Here is a 16,931-nt window from a genome sequence, read left to right on the forward strand (position 1 = left end):
CTCACCGAGCAGCTGAAACTTTCTTGCGGGAGAGCGGACATGTCAACCCTCGGGCGGCGAGTCCCGCCGGACCGGACGGAACGCGCCGGACCATTCGGGCGCAGGCGGGCCGGGAGGGGGTTGCCCGGGTAACGGGTGACGGGCTCCGGTGCGGGCGCGGCGGCAAGCGGCGGGTGGCCGCCGTCTCAGGGCTGCGCGGCCGTCGGGCCGCGCGGGGGCGTGCGGTGGCGGCGCGTGCTCCAGGAGCGCGAGGCCGTTGGGTCCGCGGGGCGGTGAGGTGGCCTCGTGCCGGTGACCGCGAACGCCGATCGTGAGGGACTCTTGTATCCATGCATAGATGCAAGGGTGGTACGGTGGGGATCATGCCCGCATCCACGCGCACGGCGCGGACCTCGGCGTCCGACACCGCCTACGCGCTCACCAAGGACCTCATCCTCACCGGCCGGCTCCCCGGCGGCAGCCTCATCAGCGAGGGCGAGATCGCCCAGCGCGCCCACCTGAGCAGGACCCCGGTACGGGAGGCGTTCCTGCGCCTGCAGAGCGAGGACCTGCTCGAACTCCACCCCAAGCGCGGCGCCGTCGTCGTTCCCGTCACCCCCGGCGAGGCCGAGGACGTGCTCGAACTGCGCCAGGCCCTGGAGAGCGCCGCGGCCGCCCGCCTCGCACGGCGCGGCCTCGACCCGCGTCACGAGGCGTGCCTGCGGGACCTGGTCGACGGTCAGCGCGCCCGAGCCGCGGCGCGGGACGTCGAGGGGTTCGCCGAGGTCGACGAGGAGTTCCACCGCGCGGTGGTCGACGCCTCAGGCAACGCCCTGTCCAGCAGGTTCTACGGCACCCTCACCGACCGCCAGCGCCGGATGAGCGTCTCCGCGCTCGCGCCGCGCCCCGAACGCCTCGGGGCGCTGGCCGAGGAGCACGCCCAACTGCTCGGGCTGCTGCTCGACGGGGACGCGTCCGCCTTCGCGACCGCGCTCGCCGCGCACCTGACCGGCACCCACCAGGCCGGCCGGGACGGGGGAGCGGCATGACCGGCGCCGGACGCGCGCGCACCGTGGCCGGGGCGATGTTCGTCTGCGGCTGGGGCGGCAACCAGTTCACCCCCCTCCTGCTGATGTACCGCCGCGTCGGCGGCTACTCCGTGCTCAGCGTCGACGCGTTCCTCGGCGCGTACGTCGTCGGCCTGATACCCGGCCTGCTCCTCGCCGGCCCCCTCTCGGACCGCTGGGGCAGGCGCCGCGTCATGGTCGCGGGCACCGCGGTCTCCGCCGTCGCCAGCGCCGTCCTCGCCTTCGGCGCCGACGGACCGCTGCCGATCTACGCGGGGCGGTTGCTCACCGGTGTCGCCGTCGGCATCGCGATGTCCGTCGGCAGCAGCTGGGTCAAGGAACTGTCCGCGGGCGCCGCCGACCCGGCCACCGGAGCCCGGCTCGCCTCGCTCTGGCTGACCGCGGGGTTCGGGCTCGGCGCGGGGGTCGCGGGCGTCCTCGCCCAGTGGGGCCCCTGGCCGATGGTCCTGCCGTACGTCGTGCACGTGGCGCTCACCCTGCCCGCCCTGGCCCTGCTGCCGCGGGTGCCGGAGACCCGTGCCGCCGAGGGGCCGCGCGGCAGCCTGCTCGGCGACCTGCGGGTGCCCGCGTACGGCCGCAGCCGCTTCCGGCTGCTCGTGCTGCCGATGGCGCCCTGGGTCTTCGGCGCGGCCGGGCTCGCCTACGCGGTGATGCCCCAGCTGGTGGACGACCGGCTCGGCCCCTGGGGCCTCGTCTACGCGACCGCGCTGACCGTCCTCTACCTCGGCACGGGCGTGGCGGTGCAGCCGCTCGCCAAGCGCCTCGACCGCGCGGCGGGCGGGCCGAACCCCGGTGTCGTCGCCATGGCCGTGCTCCTCGCGGGTGCCGTCGTATGCGCCGTCGACGCCGAGCTGCGCTCGCCCTGGCTCGCCCTTGCCGCGGCCGTCGTCCTCGGTGCCGGATACGGCGTCGCCCTGGTCACCGGTCTGCTTGAGGTGCAGCGCATCGCCTCGGCGGACGACCTCGCGGGCCTGACCGGCGTGTACTACACCCTCACGTACGCCGGGTTCCTGCTGCCGACCGTGCTCGCGCTGATCTCCTCGTGGGTGTCCTACCCGGTGCTGCTCACGGCTGTCGCGGTGATCGCGGCCGGCTGCCTGGCCGTCGTCTCGGCCGGCGCGCGCCGCCGCGTCTCCCGGGCGGAGGCGGAGGCTCCCGTACCGGTACGGGTCTGACGCCGGTGCCGCCGTCCGCGGGAGACCTCCCGCGGACGGCGGCACCCCGGGGCGGGGCACCCCGCCCCGCTCCGACGCGCGCGCTGCGCCGGCCTCTGGCAGCGTGTCGGACATGACGACGCGCATCACCCTGCGGACCGTGCTGTCCCGCTGGACCGTCGCCGTGCCGGTCGTCGCCGTGATCGCCCTGGTCCTGAGCTGGGGCCGCAAGGGACTGCCCGGCTTCGCCGTGGCCCTCGTCGCGCTCTGCCTCGCGGGCGCGGTCCTGGCCGCGGTCCACCATGCGGAGGTGGTCGCCCACCGGGTGGGTGAGCCGTTCGGCTCGCTCGTGCTCGCCGTCGCCGTCACCCTCATCGAGGTGGCCCTCATCGTCACCCTGATGATCGACGGGGGCGCCAAGAGCCACTCCCTGGCCCGCGACACCGTCTTCGCCGCCGTCATGATCACCACCAACGGCATCGTCGGCGTCTGCCTGCTCATCGGCGCGCTGCGCCGGCGCGTCGCCGTGTTCAGCGCCGAGGGGGCGAGCACCGCGCTCGCCACCGTGGGCACCCTCGCGACCCTCGGCCTTGTCCTGCCGACCTTCACCACCAGCACGCCGGGGCCGCGCTTCTCCGGCACGCAGCTCGTCTTCGCCGCGCTCACGGCGCTCGCCCTCTACGGGCTTTTCGTGAGCGTGCAGACCGTGCGCCACCGCGAGTACTTCCTCCCGGTCGACGACACGGGACGCCCGCGTGAGGACTTCCGCGCGGGCGGTGACGGCGATGCACCGGAGGAGGAGCCCGGCGGGGGCGCGGGGGAGGACGACGACGGCGAGCGGCATGTGCGGCCCAGCGGCCGCGCCGCGCTGCTCAGCCTCCTCCTGCTGCTCGTGGCGCTGGTCGCCGTCGTCGGCGACGCGAAGGCGGTCTCCCCGACCATCGAGTCAGGTGTGGAGTCCGCCGGGCTGCCGCAGGCCGTCGTCGGGGTGGTCATCGCCCTGCTCGTGCTGCTGCCCGAGACGCTCGCCGCGGTGCGGGCCGCCCGCCGCGACCACGTGCAGACCAGCCTCAACCTCGCGTACGGCTCCGCCATCGCCAGCATCGGCCTGACCATCCCGGCGATCACGCTCGCCACCGTCTGGATCAAGGGGCCGCTCGTCCTCGGCCTGAGCCCCACCCACATGGTGCTGCTCGCGCTGACCCTGATCGTCAGCGGCCTCACCGTGCTGCCGGGCCGCGCGACCCTGCTCCAGGGCGGGGTGCACCTGGTGCTCTGCGCGGCGTTCGTCTTCCTCGCGGTCAGCCCCTGACCCCGCGCCCGCTGCCTGGCCCCGCGCCCGCTGCCTGGCCCCGCGCCCGGCCGCGGCTCAGGGGCGCGGCTCCCGCAGATCGACGATCCGGCGGATCTTGCCCACCGAGCGCTCCAGCGACTCCGGCTCCACGATCTCCACCGCCACGGACACCCCCACGCGGTCCTTGACCGCCGCCGCGATCGACCGCGCCGCCTCGGCCCGCAGACCGGGATCCGCGCCGGGGCGCGCCTCGGCCCGCACCGTCAGCGCGTCGAGCCGGCCCTCCCGGGTCAGCCGCAGCTGGAAGTGCGGCGCCACGCCGGGCGTGCGCAGCACGATCTCCTCGATCTGTGTCGGGAAGAGGTTGACGCCCCGCAGGATCACCATGTCGTCGGAGCGCCCCGTCACCTTCGCCATCCGCCGGAAGACGCGCGCGTCGCCAGGCAGCAGCCGGGTGAGGTCCCTGGTCCGGTAGCGGACCACCGGCACGGCCTCCTTCGTCAGCGAGGTCAGGACCAGCTCCCCCTCCTCGCCCTCCGGCAGCACCTCCCCGGTGAACGGGTCCACGACCTCCGGGTAGAAGTGGTCCTCCCAGATCGTGAGCGACCCCTTGGCCTCCACGCACTCCTGGGCGATCCCCGGGCCCATCACCTCGGAGAGGCCGTAGATGTCGACCGCGTCCAGCCCGAACCGCTCCTCGATCTCGTGCCGCATCTCCTCCGTCCACGGCTCGGCGCCGAAGACGCCGACCTTCAGCGACGTCGAGCGCGGGTCCACGCCCTGCCGCTCGAACTCGTCGAGCAGGGTCAGCATGTACGAGGGCGTCACCATGATGACCTCGGGCTCGAAGTCCCTGATCAGCTGCACCTGGCGCGCGGTCATGCCGCCCGAGGCGGGGATCACCGTGCAGCCCAGCCGCTCCGCCCCGTAGTGCGCGCCGAGGCCGCCCGTGAACAGGCCGTACCCGTAGGCCACGTGCACCCTGTGGCCGGGCCGTGCGCCCGCCGCCCGCAGGGAGCGCGCCACCATGTCCGCCCAGGTGTCCAGGTCGCGCTCGGTGTACCCGACGACCGTCGGCAGGCCCGTCGTACCGCTGGAGGCGTGGATGCGGCGGATCGCGGACCGGTCGACCGCGAACATGCCGAACGGGTAGTTCTCCCGCAGGTCCGTCTTGGCGGTCAGCGGGAAGCGGCCCAGATCCGCGAGCGAGCGGCAGTCCTCGGGGCGCAGGCCCGCCTTGTCGAAGGCCCGCCGGTAGAAGCCGACGTGCTCGTAGGCGTGCCGGAGCGTGGCCCGCAGCCGCTCCAGCTGGAGCGCGCCGAGTTCCGCGCGGCTCAGCCGCTCCCCGGGGTCGAGCAGAAGTTCCACGGCGTACTCCCTCCTGTCGACCGATCATTCGGTAGAGCGGTCCGGAACCACGTTATCCAGCCACCGCGGCCGACCGTCAAGAGCCGTGCGACCGCCGCCGTCCGCGCCCTGTCGGGGCGGTGCGGGCGTCGCTACGCTGGCCAGGGGACGAACAGCGGGAGGAGCACGCAGTGGCCGAGAGCACCACCGGGGTCCACAGGACAGGTGCGGAACGGGACGCGCAGGACCTCGATCTGACCGGCGCGGACTGGCGTTCCGGCAGCCAGGGAGCGGGAGACGTGCAGATCGCCTTCGTCGAGGGCTTCGTGGCGATGCGCAACGCGCGCCGTCCCGAGAACCCCTCGCTGATCTTCAGCCCGGCGGAGTGGCGGGCGTTCGTCATCAACGCGCGCGACGGCGAGTTCGACCTCACCTGACCCGGCCGCGCACCGCCCCTGGCGCGCGCGGAAGGACGCCGCGCGCCGCGCGCACCCCGCTCGGGGCGGTGCGGCGAAACCCTTACGATGGGGTGATGTCCTTCCTCCGCCGCCGCAGCGCAGCCACGCCCGCGGGCCCCGACTTCGACGTCCTGGCCATGGACCCCGGCGACTGGCCGGGCAATCTCGGAGCCGGTCTGCTGCCCGCTCCCGACGGCAGCTGCCAGGGCGTCTTCCTCCGGTACGACCTGTTCGGCGGCCGCGGTCCCGCGATGATCATCGGCAACCTGCCGGAGGGCTCGCCCGCCCGCGAGCTCGGCGAGGGCCAGGTCCCCTTCGAGGTGGCGCAGCTGCTGCTCGCGCTGGAGAACGACGATCCCGTCGAGGTCACGGGCAGCGACGAGACCCCGGTGATGCAGGGGGACAACCTGCTGATCGTACGCCGCCTCAAGCTCTCCGAGAGCCGCATCTCCTGCGTGCAGTTCGACCGCAGCGACAACGTCCTCGTGACCATCGCCAGCTGGGACCGGCCCATCACGGACGACCTCTACGCGCTGCTCAAGCCGCTGCCCGCCGAGCTGTTCCAGCAGGACTGACCCCTGCGGGCGCGACTGCGGCACCGAAGTCCCCCTCGGGGGCGGCGCGTCGGCCGTGCTCCTCGCTCAGGGTCCCCGACCCGCGCACGGCGCGCCGCACCGCGCGGCGGCGGGCCGGGCGCACTCGCCCGGCGACCCGCCCCGTGCGCGCTCAGCGCGTACCGACCGCCGCGCGCACCGCGCGCCGCGCCAGGGCGCAGTCGTCGTGCAGACGGCGCAGCAGCAGCCGCTGCTCCTCGCCCGGCGCGAGGCCGCTCTGCGTCGCCGCGGCGGCGCCCGTCGCCGGCGCCTCCCGCAGGGTCCGCTGCACCGCCGTCTCGTACATCCGGATCTCGCGGGTGAGGACCAGCATCAGGTTGACGAGGAAGGCGTCGCGCGCGGCGGGCCCCGCCTGCTGCGCGAGCTTGCTGATCTCGCGCCGCCCCTGCGCGTCGTCGCCGAGGACCGCCCACAACGTTGCCAGGTCGTAGCCGGGCAGGTACCAGCCCGCGTGCTCCCAGTCGACCAGCACGGGACCGGTCGGGGACATCAGGATGTTCGAGAGCAGGGCGTCGCCGTGGCAGAACTGGCGCGCGGTGCCGCGCTCGGCGGCGATGCCGTGCAGCAGCTTCTGGAGGTCGCCGAGGTCCCGGTCGGTGAAGAGGCCGAGCTCGTGGTAGCGGGAGAGGCGTGCCGCGTAGTCGAGCGGGGCGTCGAAGCGGCCCGCGGGCGGCTGCCAGGCGTTGAGCCGGGTGATCGCGCCGAGCACCGAGCGCACGTCCGCGCGTGCCGGTGCCTGCAGCGGATGCCTTGCCAGGCCCGCGGGGCGGCCGGGGACGCGTTCGAGTACCAGCGCGCCGCCGTCCGGGTCCGCCGCCACCAGCCGGGGCGCCCGCACCGGCGGACGGTGCCTCACGAAGGCGCGGTACGACGCTATTTCGTGGCGGAACCGTTCCGCCCACAGCGGCGACTGGTCGAGCAGGCACTTGGCGACGACGGTGGCCCGCCCCGCGGAGCCCACCAGCAGGACCGAGCGGCCGCTGCGGCGCAGCACCTGCGCGGGGTGGAACTCGGGACAGATCCGCAGCACCGAGGCGACCGCCGTCCGCAGCTGCGCGCCCTGCGCCCCCGAGAGGTCGAGTCTCCCGCTGACCTGATGCGTGACCGCGCCCGCGGGGCGCCGCCCCTGGCCGGGAGCGGCGTAGGGCCCCGCGCCCGGCATGATGGTGCGCGTCGGGCGTGACGGGGCGGACACGGAGGCCGATGCTGTGTACATGGGCGAGACAGATCCCTTCGTGTGCCGACGAGTTGCGCGCGCCCTCCGCCGCTGCGCCCCGGCACCCTGGGGAGTACCAGGGGCCGCAGGGGCGGGGTGGCGCCTTCCTACCTGACACCGGCGCGCGGGTGGCACACCATCTGGCGGACCCTGGCGAACCCTGGCGAATAGTCGCGACGCATCTGCCAGGGGGCTACTGTCAAGTCAGCCGAGATCCTGGGGGCTTGATTGTGAGTGGAGAACCCAACACCCGCCTGTCGGACCTGTTCGGCCTGGCCGGCTGGTCGAAGGGCGAGCTCGCGAGGCTGGTGAACAAGCAGGCGGCGGCCATGGGCCACCCGCAGCTGTCCACCGACACCTCGCGGGTGCGGCGGTGGATCGACATGGGGGAGACCCCGCGCGATCCGGTCCCGCGGGTGCTCGCGGCTCTGTTCACCGAGCGGCTCGGCCGTGTCGTGACCATCGAGGACCTCGGGTTCGTACGCACCCGGCGCCCGGGGAAGCGGCGGGACGCCGGGAGCAGGGAGAAGAACCCCGACGAACTGCCGTGGGCGCCTGAGCAGACGGCGGCGGTCCTCACCGAATTCACGGGAATGGACCTCATGCTCAACCGACGCGGCTTGATGGGCGCGGGCGCCGCGCTCACCGCAGGCTCCGCACTCAGCGGCGCCATGTACGACTGGCTGCACGCCGACCCCGTACTGGCCGCCGACGCCCCCGCGGCCACCCTCGCACCGCACGCCGAAGCGGCCGGGTTCGACCGCTACGAGGCCGCACCCGTCGGCTCCCAGGAGATCGACGCGCTGGAGCGGTCCGTCGAGGTCTTCCGCGCCTGGGACGCCGCACGCGGCGGCGGCCTCCAGCGCAAGGCCGTGGTGGGCCAGCTGAACGAGGTGGGCGGCATGCTCGCCTACCGCCACCCGGAGCCCATCCAGCGGAGGCTGTGGGGTGTCGCGGCGAACCTCGCGGTGCTCGCCGGCTGGATGTCCCACGACGTGGGGCTCGAACCCACCGCGCAGAAGTACTTCGTCATCGCCACGCACGCCGCGCGCGAGGGCGGCGACCGGCCGCGCGCCGGTGAGGCGCTGTCCAGGGCCGCGCGCCAGATGGTCCACCTCGGCAGGCCCGACGACGCGCTGGACCTGATGAAGCTCGCCGCCTCCGGGTCCGGCGGCCGCGCGCTGCCGAGGACGCGGGCCATGCTGCGGACCGTCGAGGCGTGGGCCGAGGCGGCCCTGGGCGACGGCCGGGCGATGCGCCGCACCCTGGGCGAGGCCGAGGAGCTGTTCGTCGCCGACCGCGGCGAGGGCGAGGACGCGCCCAGTTGGATGGAGATGTTCGACGAGGCGGACCTGCACGGCATGGAGGCGCTCGCCTTCCGGACGCTCGCCGACCACGACCCGGCGGCGGCGGCGACGGCGCGCGGGCACGCCCTCAAGGCGCTCGACCTGCGGGCCAAGAGCCGCAAGAGGTCCACGATCTTCGACTACCTGTCGATGGCGTCCGCGTGCTTCATCGGCGGGGACCCGGAGGAGGCGGACCGCTACGCCCGCCTCGCGCTGGTGTCGATCGGGGAGACCTCCTCCCACCGCACCTGGCACAGGCTGCGCGAGATGTACCGGCTCACCGGCAGGTACGCGGGCCACTCCGCCACCGACGACCTGCGCGACGAGATCGAGACCGCCCTGCCGAAGGCCCCGCAGCGGGCCCGCGGAGCGAGCGTGTAGCCGGGGCCGCGCGGCGCCCCGCCGGGCTCAGGAAACCCGCGCGACCAGCACGCACGCGTCGTCCGTGCGCGGGCCGTCGAACGCGGCCGCGAGTACGGCAGCGCACTCCCGCGCCGAGCGGGCGGCCGACAGCCGGGGCGCCAGCGCGAGCAGTCGGGGGTGCGCGTCGGCGGCGAGCGCCGGTGTGTACAGCACCAGCACGTCGCCCGGCAGCAGTTCGGCGTCCTCCTGCGCGTACGAGCCACCCGCGGCGGCGCCCCGCAGGACCCCTTCGGGACGGGCCAGCGGGGAGCCGGCGCCGTCCCGGAAGCGGACCGGCGCGGGAAGCCCTGCCTGCGCCCAGGAGAACGTGCCGGCCTCCTGCCGGTGCCTCGCGCAGAGCGCGCTGCCGAGCGAGGGCTGCTCCTGCGCCTCGACAAGCCGGTCGAGATGGCCGAGCGCGGGTCCCGGCCCGATGCCCGCGACGGCCAGGCCGCGCAGCGCACCGCGGACCATCGCCACGGAGGAGGTTGTCGCCGCCCCGTGCCCGGCGAGGTCGCCCACGGCCAGCAGGGTGTCACCGTCCGGCAGTTCGAAAACGTCGTACCAGTCGCCGCCGAGGAGCGGCCCGCCCCCGCCCTGCGGGCAGTAGGCGGCGACATCGAGTGGCGCCGGCCCCCCGGCCCGCGGCCCCGCGCCGCCGGGGTCCTGCAGCACCGCGTCGGGGAGCGCCAGGACGCGCCCGCGCGGCCCGGCCGGCCCCGCGTCCCTGGGGACGAGGGCACGGGAGGCCCTGACCACGCGCTCGCCGCGGCGCAGGTCGCTCACGTCCCGCACGACCGCCCACATCGACGCGGCGCGGCCCGCGGCGTCGAGTACCGGCTCGCCCATCATGTGCACCGTACGGACCCGGCCGCAGGCGTGCACCACGCGGAACTCGCCGTCCACGGGGCGCCCGTCGACCAGACACCCCGTCACCATCGAGGCGAGCAGGGCCCGGTCCTCCGCGAACACCAGCGACGGCAGTTCGTCCAGCGACATGGGCCCGGCCGCGCGGGGGCGGTCGAGGATGCCGTACAGCTCGTCGGACCAGCTGACCTCGTCCGTGAGGAGGTTCCACTCCGCGCTGCCGACGCGGCCGGTCAGCGGCCCGGTGCGCGCCGCGGCGCCCGGGTCCGCCTCACGCGCCTGCCCGGCACACGGGGGTGCGCCGGTCGGCCGACCGGCCCGCAGCTGGTCCAAGTGCGCGCCGAGATCGTCGAGTTGGTGGACGGCCAGGTCGCAGAGTGCCCGCTGCCAGCGCCACAGTGTGTCGTCTTCCGCCGCCGCGTCCCGCCGCACCGCGTCGACCTCGCCGCGCAGCCTGCGGGCCTGCGTGATGAGCGCGTCCACGGGACCGCGCCCGGACGGCGGGGTCGGAGGGTCCGCGAAGAGGGAGGACGGCATCGGGCTACTCCGGGTACGGGGCGCGCCGTCGGACGCGTCCGGGTGCTTGACCCCCTGACTCTCGCACAGCGGCAGGTGTCCCGTAAGCCATTTGGCAACACTCGATACGTGCGTGCGTGTGGCATATGCCCAAGGCGGTCCGCGGGGGCGCGCCCCCTGCTAGGCGGCCTCCAGGGCCGCCTTGAGGTTGCGCAGCGTGGTGGCGATGTTGCGCCGCTGGAAGTCGGCGAACGTGTGGCCGCCCGTCGCGATCCGGTCGAACACGCGGGCCACCGGATCGGGCCAACCGCGCCGGTCGTCGGTCCAGGTCTCGGTGACCCGGGTTCCGCCGGGCACCGCCTCGAAGCGGTACTCCCAGGTGGCGATGGGCCCGCGCAGCCGCGGGGAGCGGAGCCCGATCGCGCCGACCCGGAAGGCGAAGCGCTCGCCCGGGTCGGCCGCGAGGACCGTGCAGCGGGTCGTCCACGACGAACGGCCGCGCCGGTTGCGTCCGTCGAAGACCATGCCGACCTCGGCCGGACGCTGCCCGCCGTGCACCCGGGCACCCCGGTTCTCCGGGCTCCAGCGGTCCATCTGCCAGACACTGCTGACCTCTTCGTAGACCGCCAGCGGCGGCCTCGCGACGACGACGCTGTCCGAAACGGTGAAGGTGCGCGGCATGGCGGCTCCGATCTGGTTACCAACGGGTAGGGCCGTGCCCCGACCGTACCGCGCCCTCGTGTGCCGCACGGGCCCCTGAGAGGATGGCCGGGTGATCGATACCGCCGCTGCCCCGCACCACGACGTCGAGGGCCCGGAAGGCGCGCCCGCCCTGATCCTCGGGCCCTCGCTCGGCACTTCGCTCGACCTGTGGGTGCCCCAGCTCGCCGCCCTCGGCCGGGCCCACCGGGTGGTGCGCTACGACCTGCCGGGCCACGGCGGCACCCCGTCCGCCGCCCTGCCGCACCCGGAGCCGGGAGAGACCTCCGTGGCGGACCTCGCGGACCTGGTGCTCGGCCTCGCCGACCGGTACGGCATCGGCGCCTTCCACTACGCGGGGGTCTCGCTCGGCGGCGCCGTGGGCACGTACCTGGCGATCCACCACCCCGAGCGCGTCTCCTCGCTGGCGCTCGTGTGCACCTCCGCGCACTTCGGCGGTGCCGAGCCGTGGCGCGCACGCGCGGCGCTGGTGAGGGAGCAGGGGGTGGCGTCCCTCGTCGCCACCGCCCCCGGCCGCTGGTTCGCCGACCCGGAGACGGCCACCACACCGCGCGGCGCCGCCCTGCTCGCGGACCACGCGGCGGCGGACCCCGCGGGGTACGCGGCCTGCTGCGACGCGCTCGCCGCCTTCGACGTGCGCGACGCCCTCGGCTCGATCGCCGCGCCCACGCAGGTGATCGCGGGGGCGGGCGACGTCGCGACCCCGGTCTCGCACGGCCGCGAGCTCGCGGACGCCGTCCCGGGGGCCAGGCTCGACGTGGTGGAGGGCGGCCACCTCGCGTCGGCCGAGCGGCCCGCCGAGGTCACGGCGCTCCTGACGGCGCATCTGGAGCGGGCGGGGAACGGCTGAGCTGGTCCATACCAGCGTCTTGACGTGCACATGCGCCATGCCTTAAATCAAGAACTGAAATAAGCGCCGACGGCCGGACCCCCAGAGGGCCGGCCGTCGGCCGGCTCTGTACGTCGCACGCCCTTCTCGCCCGTCCCCACCAGAAGCGATGTGATGACCTGTGCGAACCCGATGGATGCGAAGACTCGCGCTGTCCGCCGCGGCCCTCCTGTGCTGCTCCGGCGCCGTCGCCGCGCTCCCCACCGCCGCCACCGCGGCCACCGCGGCACCGCACGCCGCCGCGACGTTCACCGACGACTTCGACGGCCCGGCGGGAGCGGGCCCGGACGGCAGCAAGTGGAACACCGAGACCGGTGACAACGTCAACAACCACGAGCGCGAGTACTACACCCCGGGCAACGCCAACGCGAAGCTGGACGGCCAGGGCCACCTGGTGATCGAGGCGCGCAAGGAGAACCCCGGCAACTACCAGTGCTGGTACGGCCGGTGCGAGTACACCTCGGCCCGCCTCAACACCTCGGGCAAGTTCTCCGCGCAGTACGGCCACGTCGAGACCCGGATGAAGATCCCGCGCGGCCAGGGCATGTGGCCCGCCTTCTGGATGCTCGGCGACGACATCGGCAGCGTCGGCTGGCCCAACAGCGGCGAGATCGACATCATGGAGAACGTCGGCTTCGAGCCCGGCTCCGTGCACGGCACCATCCACGGCCCCGGCTACTCCGGGTCCGACGGCATCGGCGCCGGCTACACCCTCCCCGGCGGCCAGGCGTTCGCCGACGCCTTCCACACCTTCGCCGTCGACTGGTCGCCGAACTCCGTCACCTGGTCCGTGGACGGCCACGCCTACGAGACCCGTACACCCGCCGACCTCGGCGGCAAGAGCTGGGCGTTCAACAAGCCGTTCTTCCTGATCCTCAACCTCGCCGTCGGCGGCTACTGGCCCGGCGACCCTGACGGCTCCACCCCCTTCCCCTCCCAGCTCGTCGTGGACTACGTCCACGTCACCACGAGCAACACCACACCGCCGCCCGCCGGCACCCACACCATCACCGGCGTCGGCGGCACGTGCATGGACGTCGCCGCCGCGAGCAACGCCAACGGCACCCCCGTACAGCTCTACGCCTGCAACGGCTCCAACGCCCAGGCATGGACGGTCGGTTCGGACGGCACCCTGCAGGCGCTCGGCAAGTGCCTCGACGCCACGGGCAACGGCACAGCGGACGGCACGCAGCTCCAGCTGTGGGACTGCACCGGCGGCCCCAACCAGAAGTTCACGCCCAACGCCGCACACGACATCACCAACCCGCAGGCGAACAAGTGCGTGGACGCCACAGGCCAGAGCTCGGCCAACGGCACCCGGCTCCAGCTGTGGACCTGCACCGGCACCGCCAACCAGAAGTGGACGGTGAACTGATGGCACCCTCCCGCGCGGCCCGGCACACCGCCGCGGCCGCCGGGCCGAGGAGCCGGCCGCTGCGCGCGCTGCTCGCCGCGCTCGCCGGCGCGGCCGCGCTGTGCGCCTCGGTCCTCGTCGTCCCGCACGGCGCGGCGGCCGCCGCGCCCGCCCGCGCGGACGCCGTGCCCAACGGCTGGCTGAACGTCGTCGGCAAGGGCAGCGGCAAGTGCGTGGACGCCGCTGCCGCGGCCACCGCCAACGGCACCGCCGTCCAGCAGTACGCCTGCAACGGCACCACCGCCCAGAACTGGCAGTTCACCGCGACCAGCGGCGGCTACTACCAGATCGGCAACCGCAACGCCCCCGCGCAGGCCTGGGACGTCACCGATGTCTCCACCGCCGACAACGCGAGGATCCAGCTGTGGAACTACACGGGCGGCGACAATCAGCAGTGGCTGCCCGTCGCCGAGTCCACCGGCTCGTACCACTTCGTCAACCGCAACAGCGGCAAGTGCCTCGACGTGCCCGCCGCCTCCACCGCCGACAGCGTCCAGCTCGGCCAGTACACCTGCAACGGCACCGCGGCCCAGTCGTTCACCCTGCAGCCGGCCGACCCGCCGCCGCCCCCCGGCACCCCCGACCTCGGCCCGAACGTCACGGTCTTCGACCCCTCGATGTCCGCGTCGAGCATCCAGTCCAAGCTGACCTCGGTCTTCAACCAGCAGGAGACCAACCAGTTCGGCACCCAGCGGCAGGCGTTCCTCTTCCGCCCCGGCAACTACAGCGCCGACGTCAACGTCGGCTTCTACACCCAGGTGGCCGGCCTCGGCCTCAGCCCCGACGACGTCAACATCACCGGCGCGGTGCACGCGGAGGCCGACTGGTTCCCGCCGAACAACGCCACCCAGAACTTCTGGCGCGACGCCGAGAACCTCTCCGTCACCCCCACGGGCGGCACCGACCGCTGGGCCGTCTCGCAGGCCGCCCCGTACCGCCGCATGCACGTGCGCGGCAACCTCGCGCTCGACGACGGCGGCTGGGCCAGCGGCGGCTTCATGGCCGACAGCACGATCGACGGCCAGGTCAGGTCGGGCACCCAGCAGCAGTGGCTGTCCCGCAACGACACCTGGGGGAGCTGGAGCGGGTCCAACTGGAACATGGTCTTCGTCGGCGACCGCAACGCGCCGGCCAACTCCTTCCCCAACCCGCCCTACACGACCGTCAACCAGACACCGAAGGTGGCGGAGAAGCCGTTCCTCTACGTGGACGGAGCAGGCGACTGGAACGTCTTCGTACCGGCCCAGCGCACGGCCGCCACCGGCACCACCTGGGAGAACGGCAACCCGCCCGGCACGTCCCTGCCCCTGAGCCAGTTCTTCGTCGTCAAGCCGGGCGCCACCGCGGCCGACATGAACAACGCACTGGCCCAGGGCAAGAACCTGCTCGTGACGCCCGGCGTCTACCACCTCGGCCAGACGCTTGACATCACCCGCGCCGGCACCGTCGTCCTCGGGCTCGGCCTCGCCACCCTCGTACCCGACAACGGCATCGAAGCGGTCAGGACCGCCGACGTCGGCGGCGTCAGACTGGCGGGCCTGCTCATCGACGCGGGCGCCGCCAACTCCGCCCGCCTGATGGAGATCGGGCCCGACGGCTCGAACGCGAACCACGCCTCCGACCCGACCGAGCTGAGCGACGTGTTCTTCCGCATCGGCGGCGCGGGCGTCGGCAGGGCCACCACCACCCTGGTCATCAACAGCCGCGACGTCATCGGCGACCACATGTGGCTCTGGCGCGCCGACCACGGCAACGGCGTCGGCTGGAACACCAACACCGCCGACACCGGGCTCGTCGTCAACGGCGCGGACGTCACCATGTACGGCCTGTTCGTGGAGCACTACGAGAAGGACCAGGTGGTCTGGAACGCCAACGGCGGCCGCACGTACTTCTTCCAGAACGAGATGCCCTACGACCCGCCGAACCAGGCCTCCTGGATGGACGGCAGCCAACAGGGCTACCCCGCCTACAAGGTGGCCGACGGCGTCACCAGCCACGAGGCGTGGGGCCTCGGCAGCTACTGCTTCTTCAGCACCAACCCGTCCGTCACCGCGGAGCACTCCTTCGAGGTGCCGCACACGACGGGCGTCACGTTCCACGACATGGTCTCAGTGTCCCTCGGCGGCACGGGCACCATCAGGCACGTCATCAACGACCGCGGGGGACCAGCCGACTCCTCCTCCAACGTGGCCAACCTGGTCAGCTACCCCTGACCCGGCCGCACCCCGCACGACCGCTCAGGACGCCGGGCCCCGCACCGCGGGCCCGGCGTCCGCCGGTTCGACCTCCAGATGGCGCCGCCGCCGCGGCCCCCGGTAGAGCAGCGCCTCCCAGCCGTGGCGTTCCAGCACCCCGGCGCACCGACGCAGCCCGTCCTCCTCGCCGAGCGCCGCGCCCGAGCCGGCCGGGCCGAGCCACTCCACCACCGCCGTGCCGGGGCGCTTCCCGTCCCGTACCGCGTAGCCCGCGGCCGTCCGCGCGCCCCGCGCGTCCACGGCGGACGGCGGGAGGCCCGCAGCCTCCAGTACCAGCGCCACCGCACGCACAGGACGCGACCGCTCCCAGGCGGCGGGCGTGGCCGCCGCACCGCCGGGGCCCGAGCCGGTCAGGCGGCGGATCTGGAGCAGCCCGTCGTACGCCACCGCCACCTCGGCGCGGCGCGCGCCGGCATCGGCCGGGCCGGGCGCGTGCCCGGTGGCCGGGGTGAAGCCGCCCTGTCCCGCACGCTCGTGAGCCACACCGCATCCAAACACGGCAGGCCGCGCCGCGTCACCGCGCGGCCCCGTCGAACCCGGGGCGCCTCCCCCTCGTGTGAGAGGAGGAGAGGGCTCGGGGCCCCGGCCGGAAGCGGGTGAGGACGTGGGGAGCGGAGCCGGCGCACGCCCGGGTGCGCGGTCAGCGCCCGCCGCGGGCCCGCAGATTGCCCAGCGCGTAGTGCTGGCGCGACTTGACGGTGCCGACGGGCACGCCGAGTATCCCGGCGGTCTCCTGCACGGTCCTGCCGCACAGATAGGTGTGCACGAGCACCTCGCGGTGCTCCGCCGAGAGCCGGCGCAGCAGGTGCAGGGCGTCCACGGACGCGAGCACCGCGTCGGCGTGGTCCCGCTGGGTGACGTCAGGGTTGTCGGCGCCGACCGTCTCGTACCGCGACGACGCGCTGCGCATCCGGTCGATCACGAGGTTGCGGGTCACCGTCAGCAGCCAGCCGCGCACCGATCCCTCGGTGCTGTACAGGCGCTCCGTGTGGTTCCAGGCCCGGATCAGCGTCTCCTGGACGATGTCCTCGGCGAGGTGCCGGTCGCTCAGCAGCCGCTCCGCGTACGAGAGGAGCGCCTTGGCGTGGTCGGCAACCAGAACGTGCAGGAGGTGTTCCCGGCGGGCGGTGGGGGAGGCGTCGGGAGCGGCGATCGTCGTCATGGTCTCTGTTTCCTGAAGGGGGGGAGGTCGTGCGGGTGCCACGCTCGCGGAGCTGTGCCGCCCGCCGCCCGGCCAGGGGACGCGCGGGCAGGGGGCCCCGACGAGTCGAGCGTAGGAAGAGGCCGGTGACGAAGGAGTGACGGATTTCTGTACGCCCCCGTGCCGGCCCGGCACCGGCCTCCGCCCGATCCCGCGCGGCGGCGCGCCGAC

At 74.2% G+C, this 16,931-nt stretch carries 15 protein-coding genes; 9 read left to right on the forward strand and 6 right to left on the reverse strand.

The features are described 5' to 3' along the window. Positions 1 to 362: 362 nt before the first annotated feature. From ABEA77_RS25415 to ABEA77_RS25425, 3 genes are all read left to right on the forward strand, one after another. Entirely contained in the window at positions 363 to 1,028 is a 666-nt protein-coding gene (locus tag ABEA77_RS25415; RefSeq protein ID WP_345652053.1) for a GntR family transcriptional regulator, read from the forward strand. Next, positions 1,025 to 2,242, forward strand: coding sequence for an MFS transporter (locus ABEA77_RS25420; protein WP_345652056.1), 1,218 nt, complete (start codon positions 1,025 to 1,027; stop codon positions 2,240 to 2,242). The genes ABEA77_RS25415 and ABEA77_RS25420 overlap by 4 nt, the downstream gene beginning before the upstream one ends. A 112-nt stretch (positions 2,243 to 2,354) precedes the next feature. Beyond that, positions 2,355 to 3,533: a calcium:cation antiporter gene (locus ABEA77_RS25425; protein WP_345652059.1), complete on the forward strand. Its 1,179-nt coding sequence runs from the start codon at positions 2,355 to 2,357 to the stop codon at positions 3,531 to 3,533. A gap of 57 nt (positions 3,534 to 3,590) precedes the next feature. On the opposite strand, the gene paaK is transcribed toward ABEA77_RS25425, so the two are convergent. Continuing rightward, complete coding sequence (gene paaK / locus ABEA77_RS25430; protein WP_345652062.1) at positions 3,591 to 4,883, reverse strand: phenylacetate--CoA ligase PaaK; 1,293 nt, start codon at positions 4,881 to 4,883, stop codon at positions 3,591 to 3,593. Positions 4,884 to 5,053: 170 nt separating this feature from the next. Between paaK and ABEA77_RS25435 the strand changes: the two genes are divergently transcribed. Together ABEA77_RS25435 and ABEA77_RS25440 are read left to right on the forward strand one after the other, a co-directional pair. Continuing rightward, a complete protein-coding gene (locus tag ABEA77_RS25435; RefSeq protein WP_345652065.1) occupies positions 5,054 to 5,299 on the forward strand; it encodes a DUF397 domain-containing protein in 246 nt (81 codons plus the stop codon). A gap of 95 nt (positions 5,300 to 5,394) precedes the next feature. Continuing rightward, positions 5,395 to 5,895, forward strand: a complete 501-nt coding sequence (locus ABEA77_RS25440; protein WP_345652068.1) for a glycosyltransferase family protein — start codon at positions 5,395 to 5,397, stop codon at positions 5,893 to 5,895. Positions 5,896 to 6,046: 151 nt separating this feature from the next. Here ABEA77_RS25440 and ABEA77_RS25445 read toward each other — a convergent pair whose 3' ends face one another. Then, entirely contained in the window at positions 6,047 to 7,150 is a 1,104-nt protein-coding gene (locus ABEA77_RS25445) for an aminoglycoside phosphotransferase family protein (protein ID WP_345652071.1), read from the reverse strand. Between the two features lie 230 nt (positions 7,151 to 7,380). Here ABEA77_RS25445 and ABEA77_RS25450 point away from each other — a divergent pair, with 230 nt between their 5' ends. After that, a complete protein-coding gene (locus tag ABEA77_RS25450; protein WP_345652100.1) occupies positions 7,381 to 8,877 on the forward strand; it encodes a DNA-binding protein NsdB in 1,497 nt (498 codons plus the stop codon). Between the two features lie 27 nt (positions 8,878 to 8,904). Here the strand turns inward: ABEA77_RS25450 and ABEA77_RS25455 are convergent, their stop codons facing one another. Then, entirely contained in the window at positions 8,905 to 10,302 is a 1,398-nt protein-coding gene (locus ABEA77_RS25455) for a SpoIIE family protein phosphatase (RefSeq protein ID WP_345652074.1), read from the reverse strand. Between the two features lie 159 nt (positions 10,303 to 10,461). Further along, a complete protein-coding gene (locus tag ABEA77_RS25460; protein ID WP_345652077.1) occupies positions 10,462 to 10,962 on the reverse strand; it encodes an SRPBCC family protein in 501 nt (166 codons plus the stop codon). A 91-nt stretch (positions 10,963 to 11,053) separates the two neighbouring features. On the opposite strand from ABEA77_RS25460, the gene ABEA77_RS25465 reads away from it, so the two are divergent. From ABEA77_RS25465 to ABEA77_RS25475, 3 genes are all read left to right on the forward strand, one after another. Then, positions 11,054 to 11,851, forward strand: coding sequence for an alpha/beta fold hydrolase (locus ABEA77_RS25465; protein WP_345652079.1), 798 nt, complete (start codon positions 11,054 to 11,056; stop codon positions 11,849 to 11,851). Between the two features lie 175 nt (positions 11,852 to 12,026). Then, positions 12,027 to 13,265 carry a family 16 glycosylhydrolase gene (locus ABEA77_RS25470; protein ID WP_345652082.1) on the forward strand — a complete coding sequence of 413 codons (1,239 nt, stop codon included), beginning with the start codon at positions 12,027 to 12,029 and terminating at the stop codon, positions 13,263 to 13,265. Next, positions 13,265 to 15,517 (forward strand): RICIN domain-containing protein, encoded by a 2,253-nt coding sequence (locus ABEA77_RS25475; protein ID WP_345652085.1) that lies wholly within the window; start codon positions 13,265 to 13,267, stop codon positions 15,515 to 15,517. The genes ABEA77_RS25470 and ABEA77_RS25475 overlap by 1 nt, the downstream gene beginning before the upstream one ends. 24 nt (positions 15,518 to 15,541) lie before the next feature. Here ABEA77_RS25475 and ABEA77_RS25480 read toward each other — a convergent pair whose 3' ends face one another. Both ABEA77_RS25480 and ABEA77_RS25485 read right to left on the reverse strand, forming a co-directional pair. Beyond that, on the reverse strand, positions 15,542 to 16,042 hold the full coding sequence (locus ABEA77_RS25480) for a hypothetical protein (protein ID WP_345652088.1): 501 nt from the start codon (positions 16,040 to 16,042) through the stop codon (positions 15,542 to 15,544). Between the two features lie 157 nt (positions 16,043 to 16,199). After that, positions 16,200 to 16,721 (reverse strand): sigma-70 family RNA polymerase sigma factor, encoded by a 522-nt coding sequence (locus tag ABEA77_RS25485; protein WP_345652091.1) that lies wholly within the window; start codon positions 16,719 to 16,721, stop codon positions 16,200 to 16,202. Between the last annotated feature and the right edge of the window lie 210 nt (positions 16,722 to 16,931).

It is taken from the genome of Streptomyces tremellae (genome assembly GCF_039540215.1).
Lineage (GTDB): Bacteria > Actinomycetota > Actinomycetes > Streptomycetales > Streptomycetaceae > Streptomyces > Streptomyces tremellae.